Raw genomic sequence first — 19,786 nt, 5'->3', positions numbered from 1 at the left:
GCAACTGGACGGGCGCCGTGTCTACCTGGGACATGTGCGCCAAGTAACATCGGAAGCGGTTTATGTAGCCGGGGACATCTGCCCGGAGAGGGATCGGGCTGTTAGAGTCCCTTCCCAGCCATGGATATCGGGCACTCGCCCGGCACCCACCCCGATCCGCCAGGGACAACCGGCGGCCCGCCTCGCGCAGGAGGAAGAAGTTGCTGTCCGCCTTTCTCAGTGCGTTCCGTACGCCTGACCTGCGCAAGAAGCTGCTGTTCACAGTCGGCATCATCGCGATCTACCGGCTCGGCGCCACGCTGCCCAGCCCGGGCGTCTCGTACGGCAACGTGCAGAAGTGCCTCGACACCCTCCAGGGGGACACGACCGGGGTGCTGAACCTGCTCAACCTGTTCTCCGGCGGGGCGCTGCTGCAGCTCTCGGTCTTCGCGCTGGGCATCATGCCCTACATCACCGCGTCGATCATCCTGCAGCTGCTGACCGTGGTGATCCCGCGGCTCGAGCAGCTCCGCAAGGAGGGCCAGGCCGGCCAGGCCAAGATCACCCAGTACACCCGCTACCTGACCCTCGGTCTCGGTGTCCTCCAGGCGTCGGCGTTCGTGGCGCTGGCCCGCTCCGGGCAGCTGTTCCAGAACCGCTGCGACCAGTTCCCGATCATCCCCGAGGGCACCGGCATCCCCGACTGGCTGACGCTGGGCATCCTCGTCATGACGATGACCGCGGGCACCGGTGTGGTCATGTGGCTCGGCGAGTTGATCACCGACCGCGGCGTCGGCAACGGCATGTCCGTCCTGATCTTCACCTCGATCGCCGCCCGCCTCCCCGGCGAGGGCTGGTCGATCAAGAACACCCAGGGCTGGTGGAAGTTCTTCCTGGTCATCGCCCTGGTCCTGGTCGTCATCACCGCGGTCACGTTCATCGAGCAGGCGCAGCGCCGCATCCCGGTGCAGTACGCCAAGCGCATGATCGGCCGGCGGATGTACGGCGGCACCTCGACCTACATCCCGCTCAAGGTCAACCAGGCGGGCGTCATCCCGGTCATCTTCGGCTCGTCGCTGCTCTACCTGCCGCAGCTGGCCCTGCAGTTCTTCGACCAGAACAACCCGGGCAAGACCCAGGCCTGGATCCAGAACAACCTGGTGGCGCCGGACAGCCCGATCTACATCACGGTCTACTTCCTGCTGATCATCTTCTTCACGTACTTCTACGTCTCGATCACGTTCAACCCGACCGAGGTCGCGGACAACATGAAGAAGTACGGCGGGTTCGTGCCGGGTATCCGCCCGGGCAAGCCGACGGCCGACTACCTCGACTTCATCCTGAGCCGGATCACCCTGCCGGGCGCGCTCTACCTGGGCATCGTGTCGATCCTGCCGAACTTCTTCTTCATCTGGCTGGACAACCAGCAGTACCAGAACTTCCCGTTCGGCGGCACCGCTGTGCTGATCATGGTCGGCGTCGGTCTGGAGACCGTGAAGCAGATCGAGAGTCAACTGATGCAGCGGAACTACGAAGGGTTCCTGCGGTAGATGAGACTCGTTCTGGTTGGCCCGCCGGGCGCGGGTAAGGGCACACAGGCCGAGTTCATCGCCGCCCACCTCGCGGTGCCGAAGATCTCGACCGGTGACATCTTCCGGTCGAACGTCTCGCAGGGCACGCCGCTGGGCGTCGAGGCCAAGCGCTACATGGACGCCGGTGAGCTGGTGCCCGACGAGGTCACCATCAACATGGTCCGGGACCGGCTCGCCGAGCCGGACGCCAGCGAGGGTTTCCTCCTCGACGGCTTCCCGCGCACCACGCCGCAGGCGGCCGCGCTCGACAAGCTCCTCGCCGACCTGGGCACCGCCCTGGACGTGGTGCTCGAGCTGGTGGTCGACGACGACGAGGTGATCCGGCGGCTCTCCGGCCGGCGCACCTGCCGGGGCTGCGGCAAGATCTGGCACGTCGAGTTCGACGCCACGACCCGCGACGGCATCTGCGACCGGTGTGGCGCCGAGCTGTTCCAGCGCGACGACGACAAGCCGGAGACGATCGCCACCCGGCTCCGGGAGTACGCCGAGAAGACCGCGCCGCTGGTCGACTACTACGGCGCCCAGGGCAAGCTGGTCGGGATCGACGCGACGGGCCCGGTGGAGGACGTCACCGTCCGCGCCATCGACGCCCTGCGGTCGTACGGCGGCTGAGGTCCCGCCGGCCTCCCGGCGGATAGAGTGCGAACAGCGGGGTACGTTCGGCGTGCCCCGCTGTTTCGGCAAGGAAAGGTAACGGCTTCATGCGTCGTCCCCAGCTGGACATCCAGCTGAAGACCCCCGAGCAGATCGAGAAGATGCGGGCGGCCGGCCTGGTGGTCGCCGACGCCCTGCGTCGGATGCGGGAGGCCGTGGCGCCAGGGGTCAGCACGGCCGACCTGGACGCCATCGCCGAGTCGACGATCCGGGCGGCGGGGGCGGTGCCGTCGTTCAAGGGCTACCACGGCTACCCGGCCTCGATCTGCTCGTCGGTCAACGCGCAGGTCGTGCACGCCATCCCGGCGCCCACGCAGGTGCTGCGCGACGGCGACCTCATCTCGATCGACTGCGGTGCCGTGCTCGACGGCTGGCACGGCGACTCGGCGATCACGGTGGGGGTCGGCGACGTGGACCCGGCGCTGCTGAAGATGGCGGCGGCGGCCGAGGACGCCATGTGGGCCGGGATCGCCGCGGCGGCCCGGGGGGCGGCGAGCGGCCGGGGCCGGCTGACCGACATCTCCCACGCGGTCGAGGACGCGGTCCGCCGCGCCGGCCGGTACGGCATCGTCGACGGGTACGGCGGACACGGCATCGGCACCGAGATGCACCAGGACCCGCACGTGCTGAACCACGGGCGGCCGGGCAAGGGCCCGCGCCTGGTGCCGGGCATGGCGCTCGCCATCGAGCCGATGATCACCATGGGCTCGCCCCGCACCGCGGAGCTGGCCGACGGCTGGACGGTGGTGACCCGGGACGGCTCGGTGGCCGCACACGTCGAGCACACGATGGCGCTGCTTCCCGACGGGGTGTGGGTGCTCACGGCCGAGGACGGCGGGCGCGCCCGTCTGGGCGACCTGGTCACCGCCCGCCAACCCGCCGACTCCCCGACCCCCTGACCTCAGGGCCCTCTCCCGTCCCACCACCCCGACGCCTGCCGGTTTGATCAAGAGCTTCGCCTCATTCCGGGGCCGGATCCTGACGCGAACCTCTTGATCACCGGGGCTCGGGAGGGGGTGAGCAGGGGACGGGGATCCCCCGTACGCGGAACGCGCAGGTGGCCGGTTTGGCGGCGGGGTGCGTGCGGGCGTACACTTTCTGATCGGCGCACAGCGTCCACTCCGGCATGCCCATCCGCGCTTCGATGGGGCTGGAGCCGCGGCTGGCGCGGGCTACCTGATCTCGATCAGTTCACCCGTGTAAGACGTTGTGGGCCGTCCGGAGCAACCGACGTCAGGACAGCGGAGGACATGCCGAAAAAAGACGGAGCCATCGAGATCGAAGGTCGGGTCATCGAGCCCCTGCCGAACGCCATGTTCCGGGTGGAGCTCGCGAACGGCCACAAGGTGCTGGCTCACATCAGCGGCAAGATGCGGCAGCACTACATCCGCATCCTGCCGGAGGATCGGGTCGTCGTCGAGCTCTCGCCGTACGACCTGACCCGCGGGCGCATCGTCTACCGCTACAAGTAGTCCTGACGACGGCCGGGACGTCCCCGTGTCCGTCTTCGACGTCCGAGGTCGCGCCTGGCGCGTCACCGGGCCCTGATGGGAAGTAAGGCAACCGTGAAGGTCAAGCCGAGCGTCAAGAGGATCTGCAACAAGTGCCGGGTGATCCGTCGGCACGGCCGGGTCATGGTCATCTGCAGCGACCCGCGCCACAAGCAGCGCCAGGGCTGAGCCCTCACCCCGGCCGCGTCAGCGGTCGGTGAGGTCCTCACCCGGGCCGCAGATCCGGACAACACACACCACACATGCTCGTCCCAGCCGCGAGCGGTACGCGTCAGGCGTACTCCCTCGTAGCTGACCCCCGGTCGGAGGCCGGGGCCCGCTCGGGCAGCGGCCGTCTCCCGGTCGCCGGCGCGGATCGCGCCGGAGGCAGGAGAGGGTCGGAGCGGGGTGGGACGGGTGCAGACCTCCGTCAACACCACGAGGAGCACGCCCGCACATGGCACGTCTAGTCGGCGTCGACCTCCCCCGCGAGAAGCGGATGGAGATCGCGCTCACCTACATCTTCGGCGTGGGTCGCACCCGCGCTCTGGAGACGCTCGCCGCCACCGGCATCTCGCCGGACAAGCGCGCCCGGGACCTCACGGACGAGGAGCTCGTGCAGCTCCGGGACCACATCGAGGCCAACTACAAGGTTGAAGGCGACCTGCGCCGCGAGGTCGCCGCGGACATCCGCCGCAAGGTCGAGATCGGCTCCTACGCCGGTATCCGGCACCGCCGGGGCCTGCCCGTGCGTGGCCAGCGGACGCGTACCAACGCCCGCACCCGCAAGGGCCCGAAGCGGACCGTCGCCGGCAAGAAGAAGCCCGGCAAGAAGTAGTTCCCCACCGGAGGTCCGGCCCGTCGCCGTCGTGCTGACGCGGGCACCCACCCGGGTCGACGCCCGCGGACGGGGGACCGGATCCCGATCGGAAACCGAAACAGGAGCGCACAAGACTTATGCCACCGAAGGCTCGTGCCGGAGCCGCAGTCAAGAAGGTCCGGCGCAAGGAACGCAAGAACGTCGCCCACGGGCAGGCGCACATCAAGAGCACCTTCAACAACACCATCGTGTCCATCACGGACCCGACCGGTGCGGTCATCTCCTGGGCCTCCGCGGGCCAGGTGGGCTTCAAGGGCTCCCGCAAGTCGACCCCGTTCGCCGCGCAGCTGGCCGCCGAGGCCGCCGCGCGCCGGGCGATGGAGCACGGCATGCGCAAGGTCGACGTGTTCGTCAAGGGCCCCGGCTCCGGCCGGGAGACCGCCATCCGTTCGCTGCAGGCCGTCGGCCTCGAGGTCGGTCAGATCTCCGACGTCACGCCGCAGCCGCACAACGGGTGCCGTCCGCCGAAGCGTCGCCGGGTCTGAGAGGTAGAGAGAGATGGCTCGTTACACCGGTGCTGACTGCCGCCGTTGCCGGCGGGAGAAGATGAAGCTGTTCCTCAAGGGCAGCAAGTGCGATGGTCCGAAGTGCCCGTTCGAGTCCCGGCCGTTCCCGCCCGGGCAGCACGGCCGCGGTCGGACGAAGGAGACGGAGTACCTGCTCCAGCTCCGCGAGAAGCAGAAGGCCCGCCGCGTCTACGGCGTGCTGGAGAAGCAGTTCCGCGGCTACTACGAGGAGGCCGTGGCCAAGCAGGCCAAGACCGGTGAGGTCCTCCTGCAGATCCTCGAGTCGCGGCTGGACAACGTGGTCTACCGGGCCGGCTACGCCGGTTCCCGGGACATGGCCCGTCAGTTGGTCAAGCACGGTCACTTCACCGTGAACGGCAAGAAGGTCGACATCCCGTCGTACCGGGTCAAGGAGCACGACATCATCGAGGTCCGGGAGAAGAGCAAGCAGCTCACCCCGTTCCTGGTGGCGCAGGCTCAGGCCGGTTCGCGGTCGGTTCCGGCGTGGCTCGAGCCCATCCCGAGCCAGATGAAGATCCTCGTGCACTCGCTCCCGAGCCGCCAGGTGATCGACACCCAGGTGCAGGAGCAGCTGATCGTCGAGCTCTACTCCAAGTAGGGCTCGTTGCGGTGGCCCGCCCTCACGGGGGCGGGCCACCGGAACAGTTTGTGTCGTGGGCGTCATATGGCGGGCGCCCCGGAAGAGAAGAGAAGACATGCTCATCAGCCAGCGACCGACCCTCTCCGAGGAGTCGATCAACGAGACCCGGTCCCGGTTCACCATCGAGCCGCTGGAGCCGGGCTTCGGCTACACCCTCGGCAACTCGCTGCGGCGCACGCTGCTGTCGTCGATCCCGGGTGCGGCCGTGACCTCGATCAAGATCGACGGTGTGCTGCACGAGTTCACCACGATCCCCGGGGTCAAGGAGGACGTGGTCGAGCTCGTCATGAACATCAAGGAGCTGTGCGTCAGCTCCGAGCACGACGAGCCGGTCAGCATGTACCTGCGCAAGCAGGGCCCGGGCGACGTGACGGCCGGGGACATCCAGCCGCCGGCCGGCGTCTCGGTGCACAACCCGGACCTGAAGCTCGCGACCCTCAACGGCAAGGGCCGGCTCGACATGGAGCTGACCGTCGAGCGGGGCCGGGGCTACGTCACGGCGGCGCAGAACAAGCAGGCTGGCGCCGAGATCGGCCGGATCCCGGTCGACTCGATCTACTCGCCGGTGCTGAAGGTCACCTACCGCGTCGAGGCGACCCGTGTCGAGCAGCGGACGGACTTCGACCGGCTGATCATCGACGTCGAGACCAAGCCGTCGATGGGTCCGCGCACCGCGCTGGCCTCCGCCGGTTCGACGCTCGTCGAGCTGTTCGGGCTGGCCCGGGAGCTGGACGAGACCGCCGAGGGCATCGACATCGGGCCGTCCCCGCAGGACGCCCAGCTGGCGGCGGACCTGGCCCTGCCGATCGAGGAGCTGGACCTCACCGTCCGCTCCTACAACTGCCTCAAGCGCGAGGGCATCAACACCGTTGGTGAGCTCATCGGGCGTACCGAGGCCGACCTCCTCGACATCCGCAACTTCGGCCAGAAGTCGATCGACGAGGTCAAGATGAAGCTCGCCGGGATGGGTCTCGGGCTGAAGGACTCGGCTCCGAACTTCGACCCGGCGCACGTCGTGGACGCCTTCGGTGAGGCCGACTACGACACCGACGACTACCGCGAGACCGAGCAGCTCTAGACCGCGCTGCCGCCACATCTGAGGAGCACCGAGAATGCCCACGCCCACCAAGGGTCCCCGCCTCGGCGGCAGCCCCGCGCACGAGCGGTTGATGCTGGCCAACCTGGCCACGTCGCTGTTCCAGCACGGCAAGATCCAGACCACCGAGACCAAGGCCCGGCGGCTGCGCCCGCTCGCGGAGCAGCTGATCACCAAGGCCAAGCGCGGTGACCTGGCCGCCCGGCGTCGGGTGCTCGCCGTCGTCAAGGACAAGGACGTGGTCTACGCCCTGTTCGACCAGATCGCGCCGCGGTACGCCAACCGCAACGGTGGCTACACCCGGATCGTGAAGACCGGTCCGCGCAAGGGCGACGCCGCGCCGATGGCGATCATCGAGCTGGTCGAGGAGCTGCAGGTCGCCGAGCCGCGGGCGAACAAGAAGACCGCCGCCCGCAAGGCCGCGCAGCAGGACAAGGTCGAGGCGCTCGCGCCCGAGGAGGAGACTCCGCGGTCCGGGTCCGCCGACCAGGACGCCGAGCCGCCGGTGTCGGCGTCCGGTGACACCGCCGAGGCGCGCGAGGACAGCGACCTCGCCACCGAGGAGAACAGCGCGGACAAGGAGAACAAGGCCTGATCACGGCCTTGTCGGGCCCGGCACCCCTCGTGGGTGCCGGGCCCGATCCATAACGGGAGGTACGAGGTGGACGAGCTGACCCGGCTGCGGCTGGACGTGTCGTACGACGGGACCGGCTTCTCGGGCTGGGCGGTCCAGCCGGACCGCCGTACCGTGGCCGGCGTGTTCGTCGAGGCGCTCGACCTGCTGCTGGGCGCCGGCACCGCGTCCGGGCTGACCGTGGCGGGGCGTACGGACGCCGGCGTGCACGCCACCGGCCAGGTCTGTCACGTCGACCTGCCGGCGGCGGTGTGGCGGGAGCGGGAGGCCACGCTGCTGCGCCGGCTGGCCCGGCTGCTCCCCACCGACGTCCGGGTCCGGGCGGTCACCGCGGTGCCGGCGGAGTTCGACGCCCGCTTCTCGGCCACGTTCCGGCGGTACGAGTACCGGGTGACCGACGCCCCGTACGGCGCGGACCCGCTGCGCCGGCACGAGATCCTGGCCTGGCCGAGGCCGCTCGACCTCGACGCGCTGAACGGCGCGGCGGCCGGCCTGGTGGGGGAGCACGACTTCGCGGCGTACTGCCGCCGCAAGGAGAACGCCACCACGCTGCGCGAGGTGACCCGCCTGGACTGGCGGCGCGAGCCGGACGGCGTGCTGGTGGCCACCGTGCAGGCGGACGCGTTCTGCCAGGCGATGGTCCGGAGCCTCGTCGGGGCCATGCTGGTGGCAGGCGAGGGGCGGCGCCCGGTCGAGTGGCCGGCCAGCCTGTTGAGCCGTCGCGAGCGGTCCGGCGACGTCACCGTGGCGCCCGCGCACGGGCTGACCCTGGTGGCGGTGGGCTACCCGGACGACCCCGCCGAGTACGCCCGCCGCGCCGAGGCCACCCGCCGCCTGCGGGTGCCCGCCGAGGCCTGACCCCGGTCGTCAGTCGCCGGGGATCTCCGAGGCCCCGTCCTGGGTTCCCGTCGTGGCCGACGGACCGGCCGTGGGCTGGCTCGCCGTGCCGCCGTCGGCGCGTCGCTGGAGCACACCGCGGTTGAGGTGCAGCTCGATGATGTCGAAGAGGATCTCCCGTACCGCCGGGTCGCCGGACTTGATCGTCTCGCCGTCGGTGCGCGCCACCACGGCGTACGCCAGGTAGTGGCCGCGGACCTGCCAGCCCACCCGGGCGGGCGCGCTGGCGATCGCCTCGGTGTCGTCGCCGGCCTCCATGCCGCGGAAGCGGCCCTGCCGCTCGTCGAGCAGCTGCCGGATCCGGTCCCGGGCCCGCTCGGCGCTGACCTTGTCGGTCAGGTTGAACAGGCCGGCGGTCACGAGGTGGGTGCCGTCGGGCGCGCGTAGCGTGCCGCGGACCACCTGGCTGCAGCCGAGCCGGACGAGCAGGTCGGCGACCTCGTCGGTGGCGGCGACCGCGCAGCTGCCGCTCGACTGCGTCTTCAGCACCTGGTACGCCGGCTGGCCGTCGTTCACGGCCAGCTCCTTGCCGGCGAAGAGTTCCTTGGCGGTGAGCGGCGCCTGGTCGGTGTCGCGGGAGTCGAGGTCCTCGCGCTCGGGCTGCGCCGACGGCGCGGCTCCCGCCTGGTAGCTCGGTGTGGGCTGCGGATCGGGGGTGCGGTCGGCGAGCAGCGCGGCGGCGCCGAGGCCGCAGAGCGCGAGCAGCACGAGTACGGCCGCGCCGCCGACCAGGACCTGCCACAGTCGACCGCCGCCGGAACGCGGGACGGGCGCCGGCGCGGCCGCCGCCGGCGCGGGGTCGTAACCGGTGGGCGGGGGCGGCGCCGGGTCGTAGGCGGGAGGCGGCGCCGAGGCGTAGGCGGGCGGCGGGGGCGACACGGGCGCGGCGGCCCGCAGCGGCTCCGGTTCGGGCGCGGGCAGGGCCATCCGTGTCGCCCGGGGCAGCGACGGGGTGGGGAAGCGGGACGGGGAGGGCCCGGCCGGTGGTGGCGGACCGGCGCCGAGCATGGACAGGTCGGACCCGGGCTCCGGGTGCTCCACGAAAGCGTCCTCATCGGACTCGTACCGATACACCATGTCGCCCAGAGTAGGAGTTATTGCCCCTTTAGGTGGTAATAATGCAAAATCGTGTCGCGAGTGGCGTCGAGCCATGCTGAGGCAGTCGATCCGCAGTCCCGGCACGGTGCGAGAATTGCCGGCGTGACCGGCGACCACTACTTCACCGCTGAACCCGCGACCGCAGCCCGCCGGCGCGAGGTGGAGTTCACCGTCGCCGACCGCGACTACACGCTCGCCTCGGCCGGCGGCGTCTTCTCCGCCGACCGGCTCGACCCGGGCACCGCCGTGCTGCTGCGCAAGGCCCAGCTGCCCGCCGCGGACACCACCGGCGACCTGCTCGACCTCGGCTGTGGCTTCGGTCCGATCAGCTGCGTCCTGGCCACGAACGCCCCCGCGGCCACCGTCTGGGCCGTCGACGTCAACGAGCGCGCCCGCGAGCTGACCACCGCCAACGCCGCCCGGGTCGGCGCCGCGGAGCGGGTACGCGTGCACGCCCCCGACGACGTACCGGCCGACGTCCGGTTCGCCCAGATCTGGTCCAACCCGCCCATCCGGATCGGCAAGGACGAGCTGCACGAGCTGCTCGGGCGCTGGCTGCCCCGGCTCACCCCGGAGGGCGTCGCCTGGCTGGTGGTCGCCCGCCACCTCGGCGGCGACTCGCTGCACCGCTGGCTCGTCGACCAGGGCTGGCAGGTCGAGCGGCACGCCAGCCAGAAGGGCTACCGGGTGCTGCGGGTCGGCCGGTAATTGGATGTACCGCCCGGCCGGCGGTGCGGCAGGATCCCCGCGTGGGTTACGTGGACGTGGCGGCGGTGGGACACATCCTGCCCGACGGTCGGGAACTCTTCACCGAGGTGTCGTTCCGGGTCGGTGAGGGCGCCAAGGTGGCGCTCGTCGGGCCGAACGGCGCGGGCAAGACCACCCTGCTCCGGATGGTCGCGGGCGATCTGCCCGTGAAGACGGGCACCGTCGCCCGCACCGGCGGGCTCGGTGTCATGCGGCAGTTCATCGGCATGATCGGTGACGAGTCGACGCTCGCCGACCTGGCCCTGTCGCTCGCCCCGCCCGCGCTGCGCGCCGCCGGCCACCGCCTCGCCGAGACCGAGGCGGCCATGCGGGCCGCCGAGCTGCGCGGCAAGTTCAGCACCGCGGCCGGCAAGGCGCAGCTCGCGTACGCGGACGCGCTCGCGGCCTGGGGCGAGACCGGCGGGTACGACGCCGAGGTCCTCTTCGACACCGTGGCCACCATCGTGCTCGACCTGCCCTGGGAGACCGCCCGGGAGCGTCCGGTGCGGACCCTCTCCGGCGGCCAGCAGAAACGCTTCGCCCTGGAACTGCTGCTCCGCGGGCCGGACGAGGTGCTGCTCCTCGACGAGCCGGACAACTTCCTCGACGTGCCCGGCAAGCGGTGGCTGGAGGGGCGGCTGCGCGAGTCCACGAAGTCGGTGCTCTACGTGTCGCACGACCGGGAGCTGCTGGCGCGTACGGCCGACCGGGTGGTCGCCGTGGAGGGCGGCAGCGCCTGGGTGCACCCGGGCGGGTTCGCGAGCTGGCACGAGGCGCGGGTGGCCCGGCACGCGCGCCTCGACGAGCTGCGCCGGCGCTGGGACGAGGAGCACCAGAAGCTGCGCGAGCTGATGCTGATGTACAAGCAGAAGGCCGCGTACAACGACGGGATGGCGTCGCGCTACCAGGCCGCCCAGACGCGGCTGCGCAAGTTCGAGGAGGCCGGACCGCCGCCCGTACCGCCGAAGGACCAGGACATCCGGATGCGGCTGACGGGCGGACGCACCGGTAAACGCGCGATCGTGTGCGAGCAGCTGGAGCTGGACGGGCTCACGTACCCCTTCGACCTGGAGATCTGGTACGGCGACCGGGTGGCCGTGCTCGGCGCGAACGGCACCGGCAAGTCGCACTTCCTGCGGTTGCTGGCCCGCGGCGGCAGCGACCCCGACCCGGCGAACGGCCCGGTGGACGCGGGGCTCACGCTCGCGCCGGTGGCGCACGACGGGGTGGCCCGGCTCGGCGCCCGGGTCCGGCCCGGGCACTTCTCCCAGACGCACGACCGGCCGGAGCTGATGGAGAAGACGCTCGTCGAGATCCTGTGGCGGGGCGACGAGCACCGGGCCGGCATGGACCGGCACGCGGCCATGGCGGCGCTGTCCCGCTACGAGCTGGCGGGGCAGGGCGACCAGCGGTTCGGCACCCTCTCCGGCGGGCAGCAGGCGCGGTTCCTGGTGCTGCTCCTGGAACTCTCCGGCGCGACCCTGCTGCTGCTCGACGAGCCGACGGACAACCTCGACCTGGCGAGTGCGGAAGCCCTCGAGGCCGGCCTCGACGCGTTCGAGGGCACGGTGATCGCCGTGACCCACGACCGCTGGTTCACCCGTACCTTCGACCGGTTCGTGCTGTTCCGGTCCGACGGCGAGGTGGTGGAGACACCCGAGCCCGTGTGGGACGTGGCGTGAACGTCACCGAGCTGGCCGGGCGGCTCTGCGCCGTCCGGGGGGTGGTGGCCGTGGCGCTGGGCGGCAGCCGGGCGCGGAACGCGCATCGGCCGGACTCCGACTGGGACCTGGGCCTGTACTACCGGGGCGAGCTGGACGTGCCGGCGCTGGCGGATGCCGAGCGCCTGCGCGCCGAGGTGCTCGGCTGAGGCACGGGTAACCGGCCGGCTGCCGCGCGCACGGCCCGCGCCCGGGCATAGGGTTGATCTCGTGACTGAGATGACCTACCGCCGGTTGGGCGACTCCGGGCTCGTGGTGTCCGTGGTCGGCATCGGCTGCAACAACGTCGGCCGCCAGCTCGACCTCGACGGCACGCGCGCGATCGTCGACGCCGCGCTGGACGTCGGGATCAACTTCTTCGACACGGCGGACATCTACGGGGAGCCGCAGGGCAGCTCCGAGGAGCTGCTCGGGCAGGCGCTCAAGGGCCGCCGCGACGACGTGGTGGTGGCCACCAAGTTCGGCATGGACATGAACGGGCTCAACGGCCCGGACTTTGGCGCTCGCGGCGCCCGGCGTTACATCGCCCGCGCCGTCGAGGCGTCGCTGCGCCGGCTCGGCACCGATCACATCGACCTGTACCAGATGCACGAACCCGACCCGGGCACCCCGATCGACGAGACCCTCGCGGCGCTGGACGACCTGGTCCGCGCCGGCAAGGTGCGCTACCTGGGCAACTCGAACTTCGCCGGCTGGCAGATCGCCGACGCGGACTGGGTCGCGTCGTCCAACGGCCGGTCCCGGTTCATCAGCGCCCAGAACCACTACAGCCTCGTCGAGCGCTCGGTCGAGACCGAGGTGGTGCCCGCGTGCGAGCGCTTCGGCCTGGGCCTGCTGCCGTTCTTCCCGCTGGCCAACGGGCTGCTCACCGGCAAGTACCGGCGGAACGAGGCGCCGCCCGCGGGCAGCCGCCTCGCCGGCGGTGGCCGGTACGCGGCCCGCTTCGCGGCGGCGGACTGGGACACCATCGAGGCGATCGGCCGGTACGCGGACGAGCGGGGCCTCACCATGCTCCAGGTGGCCATCGGCGGCCTGGCCGCCCAGCCGGCGGTGACGTCGGTGATCGCGGGCGCGACCACCCCGGAGCAGGTGCGCGCCAACGCGGCGGCCGGTTCCTGGCAGCCCACCGACGAGGACCTGGACGCCCTGCGCGCCGTCCTCTGAGGCACGAACGACGCGGCGGCCGCGCGGACCCAGCCGCCGAGGCCGGGTCGACGCGGTCGACGCGTGTCCCGCGTTCAGTCGCGGCGGCGGGTGACCTGCAGCACCACCGCCACCGCGGTGGCGGCGAGCATGAGGGCCGCGAGCCCCACCAACCACCACCGGCCGCTCCCGGTGTCGTCGGCGCGGCCGGCGCCGCGGGGTGACGGCGCGCTCATCGCGGCCGGCGGCGGGGACTGCGCGACGCGCGCCTGGACCTGGGCGCTCGCCTCACCCGTGTGCGGTGCCGGTGCGGTGACCGTGACCCGCCAGCGGCCGGGGGAGAGGAGCGGCCCGCTGGCGTAGAAGCCCTGCCCCTCGGCGGCCGGTTCCAGTTGCCGCGGCCCCACCCGCTGCCCGTCCGGGCCGGTCGCGGTGAGGGTCAGCCGCACCAGCTTGTCGAGCCGGTGCCCGTCGGCGTAGAGGGCCTGCACGGTGACGCCCTCGGCCCCGTCACCGGCGACGGTGAGCCTGAGCCGGCCGGTGTGCGCGGTGGCCGGACCCGCCGTGAGTAGGGCCAGGACCAGGCCGGCGAGCAGCGCGGCGAGGGCCTTGCGGATGCGCGTCACGGGACGCCTCCTCACTGCGAAAGGGGGCGGCCCCTCCCGGCGCACCTGCGCCGGGAGGGGCCGCCGTCGGATCAGAGCCGGCGGCCCGGCGCGAGCCGGGTGGCGTCGCCGCCCAGCCGTCCGGCGCCGTCGACCGGCGCGCCGTCGTTCGCCCGTACGCCGGCCCTGCTGGCCGTTCCGCCAAGCCGGACGATCATGGCGTCCGCGTCGCGGACCAGCACGTCCCGGACCTCCGCCTCGGCCACCAGGGTGGCGTTGGCCGCGAGGTCGCGGAACGCGGTCAGCTGCTTGACCGCCTTGTTGTCGTTGCCCGACGCCTCGGCCTTGCGGGCGGCGTCGAGCTTGGCCGTCAGCTGCTTGTGCGCGTTGGCGGAGAGCCGCCCGGTCGCCTTGAACCGGTCCAGCAGGTTCTGCATGTCCCGGAACGAGGTGGTCACGAAGAACCGGACGGCGGAGGTGGTCTCGTTGCCCGCCTTGTCGGTCGCCGTGACGGTCAGCTCGTGCAGGCCGAGCGGCAGCTCGTACATGGCCTGCAGGGTGCCGCTCACGTACGGCCGACCGTCCAGCGCGCCGGTCACGGACGCGATGCCCGAGGTCGGGTCGACCGCCTGCCAGGACACCCGGACGTCCTGGCTGTCGCCGTAGAGCTGGCCGTCGGCGAGGCCGGAGACCAGCAGCGTCGGCTTCGTGCCGTCGATGCGCAGCACCGCCGACTTGAGCGTCTCCGCGTTGCCCGCGGTGTCGGTGGCGCGGAACAGCAGCTCGTGCTGCCCGTCACCGGTCACCGCCACGGGTTCCGAGTACGGCGTCCAGGCGCCGCCGTCCAGCGACCACTCGACCGCCTTCACCCCGGAGCCGGCGTCGGTCGAGGTCAGCACGACCGGGACCGTCCCGGCGTGCCAGCCCTCGTCGTTGGCCGGCGCGAACGTCGCCGAGGTGACCGGCGCCGTGGCGTCGATCTTCACGGTGACCGTCTTCGTCGGCTCCACGTTGCCGGCCCGGTCCGTCGACCGGAACCGCAGCTCGTGCTCACCGTCGCCGGTGACCTGGACCGGGCCCGTGTAGTCGGTCCACGTGCTCGCCCCGTCGAGCTGGTACGCCGTGCCGGCCAGCCCGCTGCCGCCCGCCTCGTCGGCGGCCGTCAGCGTGACCGTCGCCGGGCCGGTGTGCCACCCCTCGGTCGGGGTGCCGGAGACCGCGGCGGTCGTCACCGGCGCCGTCTTGTCGGCCGCCTCCTTCGTAAGCCGGAAGTAGTCGAACGCGGCGGTCTTCGACGCGGTCTGGTTTGCGCCGAGGGTGAACAGACCCACCTTCGGGGTGGCGCCGACCGCGCTGTTGGTGAGCGCCGTCAACGCCGTCCAGGTCGCCCCGTCGGCCGAGTACGACGCGGTGAACGTGTCACCGCTGCGCGCCAGCCGCAGGTGCCACACCGCGCCGGTCAGGTTCGTGGCCTCGGGCTGCGGGTTCTGCACGGTCCCGCCGATCTCGCTGCGGAACTCGATCCGCCGCGTCACCGGCTGGCCGGGTTGGTTGTCCGCGATGAAGTCGAACTTCAGGTAGTTGTCGTCGTTGGCGTGCACGATGAGGCCCGCCTGCTGGTACTGCTCGTTCAGCAGGCTCCCGTCGACCTTCGTCTCCAGGGTCCAGTCGCCCGACGGCGCGGTCTGGAGGATGAAGTTCGCCGGCCCGGTGTTGCCGGTGCCGTAGATGTCGCCGTTCGGCACGTCGACCCGCAGCGCGCCGCCGGTCACCCGGTAGCGCGTGGCGTCCTCCCGCAGGATCGCGTTCCACCGGCACTTGTCGAGCGTGTCGCCGGTGAACTCGTCCGACGGCTCGACCGGCCCGGCCGGCTCGTCCGGGGAGACCTGGAACCAGTCGAACGCCGCCTCCACGACCGGCGCGTCGGTGCCGCCGTTGAGCGCGAAGACCCCGATGCGCGGGTTGGTGATGCCGGCGAGCGCGGCGGCCCGGCCGACCGGGCTGAACGTCTGCCCGTCGGCCGAGACGGCCGCGGTCAGGTTCGTCCCGTCGCTGGTGACCCGCAGGTACAGGGTGTCACCGGCCGGTGCGGCGACGCTGTCGGCGGCCTCGTTGCGGGGCGCGCCGGCGGTCTCCCGGATGAACTCGACCCGCCGGCTGCCCGAGTAGAGCAGGTCCAGCTTCGCGTAGTTCTCGTCGTCGCCGTACACCAGCAGGCCGGCCTGCTGGTAGTTGGTCGTCACCGGCAGGGTGACCCGGGTGGTCGCCTGCCACGCGCCGCCCGGCGCCGGCTGGAGCACCAGGTTGGTGGCGTCGTTGCGTGCGCCGTAGAGGTCGCCGACCGCGGTGGGCAGCCGCAGCGCCCCACCGGAGACCGAGTAGAGCTGGTTCTCCCGGACCACGCTGGTCCACCGGGTCTTGTCGAGGGCGCTGCCGGTGAAGTCGTCCGAGCGCGCCCCGAAGCAGGACGTGTTGGGCGCCTCCACCCGTACGGGGACGGTGGTGTACGACTTCGCGCCCTTGCTGTCGGTCACGGTGAGCGTGGCCGTGAACGTGCCCGGGCCGGTGTAGGTGTGGGTGGCGTCCAGGGTGGATGCCGTGCCGCCGTCACCGAAGTCCCAGGCGTACGCCAGCGGGGTGTTCCCCTCGGCGTCGGTGGCCGTGCCGTCGAAGGCGACCGTGAGCGGCGCGGTGCCGGTGGTCGGGGTGGCGGTGGCGCTCACGACCGGTGGCGCGTTCTCGGTGACGCCCCGGCCGAGGAAGTCCATCCAGTTGACGTTCATCAGCGAACCGGCGCCACCGGACGGGTCCTTGGCGACGAAGTACAGCGAGCCGCTCGCGGCGCCGGTGACCGGTGCCGTCACGTCCGTGTACGTCTGCCAGTCGCCGGTGCCCGGCACGGTGGCCTGCGCGACCACCGGACCGTCGACGGCGCCCGCGTGGACGTCGATCCGCCCGCCGTTCACGTCCGACGCCACCCGGAACCGGAGTTCGGTGATGTTGGTGAGGTTCGCGGGCGCGACCGACCACCAGTCGCCGTCCTCGATGAACCCGATGTTCTGGCCGCCGCCGGCGGTGTCGCCGGTCGTCTCCCGCTGCACGCCGGGGTCGCCGCCGCCGGTGCTGCCCGGCGCCCGGCCGGTGGCCGTGAAGTACTCGGCCTGCTTCCGCTTCGGCTGGAGCTGCTCGATGGCGCGGCCGGTGAGCGGGCCGGCGCCGCCGGTGCCGCCCTCGTCGGTGTAGGTCGCCTCGAACACGCTGAACACGTTCGCCTCGGCGCCGTGCCCGGAGGCGAGCGACGTCTGGACCGTGCCCGTGCAGCCCGTGTGCTGCTCCAGCGGGTGCGCGTGCTCGTCGTGGCCGAGCAGCACCTGGAGCTGGACGCGATCGCAGTCGATCTCGCCGTCCTCCGGGTCGGTGACCTTCACCGTGTAGCGGACCTGGTCGCCCCAGTCGAAGAAGCCGCCGTCCGGCGGGAACTCGATGGTCACCGTCGGGGCCGTGTTGCCGACCGTGACCGGTACGTTGGCGACCGCGGTACGACCCTTCGGGTTGGTGACGGTGAGCTGCGCCGTGTACGTCCCGGCCTCGGCGTACGTGTGCGTGGGGTTGGCCTCGGTGGAGGTCTGTCCGTCACCGAAGGCCCAGGCGTACGTGAGCGTGCCGCCGTCCGGGTCGCGCGAGCCGGCGCTGGAGAACGACACGGTGAGCGGCGCCGGCCCGGACGTCGGCTGGCCGCTGGCCACCGCGATCGGGGCGCGGTCGCCGGCGATGTAGTCGATCCGGTAGACGCCGGAGTTGTCGTTGTTGCCGCCGAAGCCGCTGCCCCACTCGATGAGGTAGAGCGCGCCGTCGGGGCCGAACTCGAAGTCCATGGGCCGGATGAGAGTCATGCCGGCGAGGATCTGGTTGATGTCCACGAGGGACTTGCCGTCGCCGGTCACCTGCATCGTGTACATCTTCGACTGGTTCCACTCGCCGAAGAGCGCCTTGCCGTCGTAGTACGCGGGCCACTTGCGGTCCGAGTCCAGGTCGGCGTCGTACCGGTAGACCGGGCCGCCCATCGGCGCGCCGCCGCCCCCGATCTCCGGGAAGCGGGGGTTGCCGCCGTAGTCGTAGTCGACGGTGGCCGGGATGGCCGGCGGGAGCTGGGTGAGGCCCGTGTTGTTGGGCGAGTCGTTCACCGGCGCCGCGCAGTCGAACTTCGCGCCGCTCGGCCCGGACGGGAACTGGTAGTCGTTGTAGGCGTAGTTCGCCCCGGTGCAGTACGGCCAGCCGTAGTTGCCCGCCGTGCCCACGATGTTCCACTCGACGGTGCCCTCCGGGCCCCGGTTCGGGTTGGGCGCGCCGGCGTCCGGCCCGTAGTCACCGACGTAGAGGGTGCCGGTGGCCGGGTCGGTGCCGATCCGGAACGGGTTGCGGAAGCCCATGGCGTAGATCTCCGGCCGGGTCTTCGCGGTGCCCGGCGGGAAGAGGTTGCCGGCCGGAACCGTGTACGTCCCGTCGTCCTCCGGGTGGATCCGCAGCACCTTGCCGCGCAGGTCGTTGGTGTTGCCCGCGCTGCGCTGCGCGTCGAAGTCCTGCCGGCCGGGCCGCTCGTCGATGGGCGTGAACGCGTCGGACTCGAACGGGTTGGTGTTGTCGCCGGTCGCCAGGTAGAGGTTGCCCGCGTTGTCGAACGTCATGCTGCCGCCCGCGTGGCAGCAGGTGTTCCGCTGCGTGTCGACCCGCAGGACCTGCTTCTCGCTGGCCGGGTCGATGGTGTCGCCGGTCACCGTGAACCGGGACAGCAGGTTGCGCGCCACCCCGTCGTTCGGGGCGTAGTAGAGGTAGACCCAGTGGTTCGTGGCGAAGTCCGGGTCGAGCCGGATGCCGATGAGGCCGTCCTCGTTGCCGGTGAACACGTCCAGGCGGACGGCGGTCACCGTGTTGCCGGTGTCCGGCTTCACGATCTGCACCCGGCCGTCGCGCTCGACGTAGAAGACGCGCCCGTCCGGTGCGACGTCCAGCTCCATGGGGTTGCTGGTGTTGCTGTCCAGCGTGACCTTCTCGAAGCTGGCGGTCTTCGAGGCCCCGCAGTCGGCGTCCGCCACGCCCGCGGCGGTGCGGATGCCGCCGAGCAGGTGGGCCAGGAACTGCGGCTCCGCGTACGACTCTCGGGTGTGCCCGCCCCCGGTGTACCAGGAGCGGCCGCCGTCGAAGTCCTGGCACCACGCGATCGGGTGGTCGGCGCCCATGGCGCCGGCGCCCGCCGAGTAGCTGGTCTCGTCGAGGCTCGCGAGCACGTGCACGTCGGGCCGCGGGTTGGACTGGTAGTTGTACCACTCGTCGAACCGGGACCACCGGTCCGGCAGCTCGGCGGTGGCCGGGTGCGCGTGGTCCTCGACCTTGACGGTGGCCTGCTGGGGCGCCGGGTGGCTGGCGAAGTACGCGCCCACCAGGTCGCCGTACCAGGCCCAGCTGTACTCGGTGTCCGAGGCCGCGTGGATGCCGACGTAGCCGCCGCCGGCGCGGACGTAGCGCTCGAAGGCGGCCTGCTGCTCGGCGTCGAGGACGTCGCCCGTCGTGGAGAGCCAGATCACGGCCTGGTACTTCGCGAGGTTCGCGTCGGTGAACGCGCCGCCGTCCTCGGTGGTGTCGACGGTGAAGCCGTTGGCCGCGCCGAGCTGCTGGATCGCCGCGATACCGGTCGGGATGGAGTCGTGCCGGAATCCGGCCGTCTTCGAGAAGACGAGGACCGAGAACGGGTCGTCGGCGCGGGCCGGCCTGGGCGCGGCCTGCGTGACCGGGGTCGCGGCCGCGGCGGCCTGGGCCGCTCGCGCGCCGGCCGGCGCAGCGGCCGGAGCGGCCTGCGCGGCGGGAGCGGCCTGCGCCGGGGCGCCGTACACGACGGTCGAGGCGAGGGCGAGGGAGAGAAACGTGGCGGTGACGGGTATGCGGGCACGACGACGGAACACGCCGCCTCCTATGTCGCGGTGGACAGGGATCGCGGGGGCCGGCTCGCCGAAGACCGTCCCGGGTGGACGGGAGTGGACGTCGGGCCAGGACGTTCACACCCTTGATTATGTCGAATCGCTGAACAA

Annotated in this window: 18 protein-coding genes; 15 read left to right on the top strand and 3 right to left on the bottom strand. The window is 71.7% G+C overall.

Annotated elements, in window-relative coordinates:
- The first annotated feature begins 200 nt into the window (after window positions 1–200).
- From secY to truA, 11 genes are all read left to right on the top strand, one after another.
- Window positions 201–1,529, top strand: a complete 1,329-nt coding sequence (secY, locus tag ACSNOA_RS28990; protein WP_436662946.1) for a preprotein translocase subunit SecY — start codon at window positions 201–203, stop codon at window positions 1,527–1,529.
- Window positions 1,530–2,183: an adenylate kinase gene (locus ACSNOA_RS28985; RefSeq protein ID WP_436662945.1), complete on the top strand. Its 654-nt coding sequence runs from the start codon at window positions 1,530–1,532 to the stop codon at window positions 2,181–2,183.
- An 89-nt stretch (window positions 2,184–2,272) separates the two neighbouring features.
- Window positions 2,273–3,124, top strand: coding sequence for a type I methionyl aminopeptidase (map, locus tag ACSNOA_RS28980; protein WP_436662944.1), 852 nt, complete (start codon window positions 2,273–2,275; stop codon window positions 3,122–3,124).
- Window positions 3,125–3,475: 351 nt separating this feature from the next.
- Complete coding sequence (gene infA, locus ACSNOA_RS28975) at window positions 3,476–3,697, top strand: translation initiation factor IF-1 (RefSeq protein WP_007073013.1); 222 nt, start codon at window positions 3,476–3,478, stop codon at window positions 3,695–3,697.
- Between the two features lie 93 nt (window positions 3,698–3,790).
- Window positions 3,791–3,904, top strand: coding sequence for a 50S ribosomal protein L36 (rpmJ, locus tag ACSNOA_RS28970; protein WP_043965539.1), 114 nt, complete (start codon window positions 3,791–3,793; stop codon window positions 3,902–3,904).
- A gap of 268 nt (window positions 3,905–4,172) precedes the next feature.
- A complete protein-coding gene (gene rpsM, locus ACSNOA_RS28965; protein ID WP_120780902.1) occupies window positions 4,173–4,553 on the top strand; it encodes a 30S ribosomal protein S13 in 381 nt (126 codons plus the stop codon).
- A 119-nt stretch (window positions 4,554–4,672) separates the two neighbouring features.
- Window positions 4,673–5,080, top strand: coding sequence for a 30S ribosomal protein S11 (gene rpsK, locus ACSNOA_RS28960; RefSeq protein WP_007073011.1), 408 nt, complete (start codon window positions 4,673–4,675; stop codon window positions 5,078–5,080).
- Between the two features lie 13 nt (window positions 5,081–5,093).
- The gene (gene rpsD, locus ACSNOA_RS28955; RefSeq protein ID WP_436662943.1) at window positions 5,094–5,720 is read left to right on the top strand and encodes a 30S ribosomal protein S4; all 627 of its coding nucleotides are present in this window, start codon (window positions 5,094–5,096) and stop codon (window positions 5,718–5,720) included.
- A gap of 97 nt (window positions 5,721–5,817) precedes the next feature.
- Window positions 5,818–6,840, top strand: a complete 1,023-nt coding sequence (locus ACSNOA_RS28950) for a DNA-directed RNA polymerase subunit alpha (RefSeq protein WP_111134433.1) — start codon at window positions 5,818–5,820, stop codon at window positions 6,838–6,840.
- 34 nt (window positions 6,841–6,874) lie between these two features.
- Window positions 6,875–7,453 carry a 50S ribosomal protein L17 gene (gene rplQ / locus ACSNOA_RS28945; RefSeq protein ID WP_436662942.1) on the top strand — a complete coding sequence of 193 codons (579 nt, stop codon included), beginning with the start codon at window positions 6,875–6,877 and terminating at the stop codon, window positions 7,451–7,453.
- 66 nt (window positions 7,454–7,519) lie between these two features.
- Entirely contained in the window at window positions 7,520–8,350 is an 831-nt protein-coding gene (truA, locus tag ACSNOA_RS28940; RefSeq protein ID WP_436662941.1) for a tRNA pseudouridine(38-40) synthase TruA, read from the top strand.
- A gap of 9 nt (window positions 8,351–8,359) precedes the next feature.
- Here the strand turns inward: truA and ACSNOA_RS28935 are convergent, their stop codons facing one another.
- The gene (locus ACSNOA_RS28935) at window positions 8,360–9,466 is read right to left on the bottom strand and encodes a hypothetical protein (RefSeq protein WP_436662940.1); all 1,107 of its coding nucleotides are present in this window, start codon (window positions 9,464–9,466) and stop codon (window positions 8,360–8,362) included.
- Between the two features lie 123 nt (window positions 9,467–9,589).
- Here ACSNOA_RS28935 and ACSNOA_RS28930 point away from each other — a divergent pair, with 123 nt between their 5' ends.
- The 4 genes from ACSNOA_RS28930 to ACSNOA_RS28915 all read left to right on the top strand — a co-directional run bounded on the left by ACSNOA_RS28930 (window position 9,590) and on the right by ACSNOA_RS28915 (window position 13,119).
- The gene (locus ACSNOA_RS28930) at window positions 9,590–10,195 is read left to right on the top strand and encodes a class I SAM-dependent methyltransferase (RefSeq protein ID WP_436662939.1); all 606 of its coding nucleotides are present in this window, start codon (window positions 9,590–9,592) and stop codon (window positions 10,193–10,195) included.
- A 41-nt stretch (window positions 10,196–10,236) separates the two neighbouring features.
- The gene (locus tag ACSNOA_RS28925) at window positions 10,237–11,916 is read left to right on the top strand and encodes an ABC-F family ATP-binding cassette domain-containing protein (protein WP_436662938.1); all 1,680 of its coding nucleotides are present in this window, start codon (window positions 10,237–10,239) and stop codon (window positions 11,914–11,916) included.
- Window positions 11,913–12,104, top strand: coding sequence for a nucleotidyltransferase domain-containing protein (locus ACSNOA_RS28920; protein ID WP_436662937.1), 192 nt, complete (start codon window positions 11,913–11,915; stop codon window positions 12,102–12,104). Before ACSNOA_RS28925 ends, ACSNOA_RS28920 begins: the two co-directional genes overlap by 4 nt.
- 70 nt (window positions 12,105–12,174) lie before the next feature.
- Window positions 12,175–13,119 carry an aldo/keto reductase gene (locus tag ACSNOA_RS28915; RefSeq protein WP_436663415.1) on the top strand — a complete coding sequence of 315 codons (945 nt, stop codon included), beginning with the start codon at window positions 12,175–12,177 and terminating at the stop codon, window positions 13,117–13,119.
- A gap of 74 nt (window positions 13,120–13,193) precedes the next feature.
- Here the strand turns inward: ACSNOA_RS28915 and ACSNOA_RS28910 are convergent, their stop codons facing one another.
- Both ACSNOA_RS28910 and ACSNOA_RS28905 read right to left on the bottom strand, forming a co-directional pair.
- Complete coding sequence (locus ACSNOA_RS28910) at window positions 13,194–13,724, bottom strand: hypothetical protein (RefSeq protein ID WP_436662936.1); 531 nt, start codon at window positions 13,722–13,724, stop codon at window positions 13,194–13,196.
- Between the two features lie 71 nt (window positions 13,725–13,795).
- Window positions 13,796–19,660: a ThuA domain-containing protein gene (locus ACSNOA_RS28905; protein ID WP_436662935.1), complete on the bottom strand. Its 5,865-nt coding sequence runs from the start codon at window positions 19,658–19,660 to the stop codon at window positions 13,796–13,798.
- Window positions 19,661–19,786 lie beyond the last annotated feature (126 nt).

Origin of the sequence: Micromonospora sp. URMC 103 (genome assembly GCF_051386435.1) — a bacterium.
GTDB lineage: Bacteria > Actinomycetota > Actinomycetes > Mycobacteriales > Micromonosporaceae > Micromonospora.
This window is presented reverse-complemented; position numbering and strand designations above follow the sequence as displayed.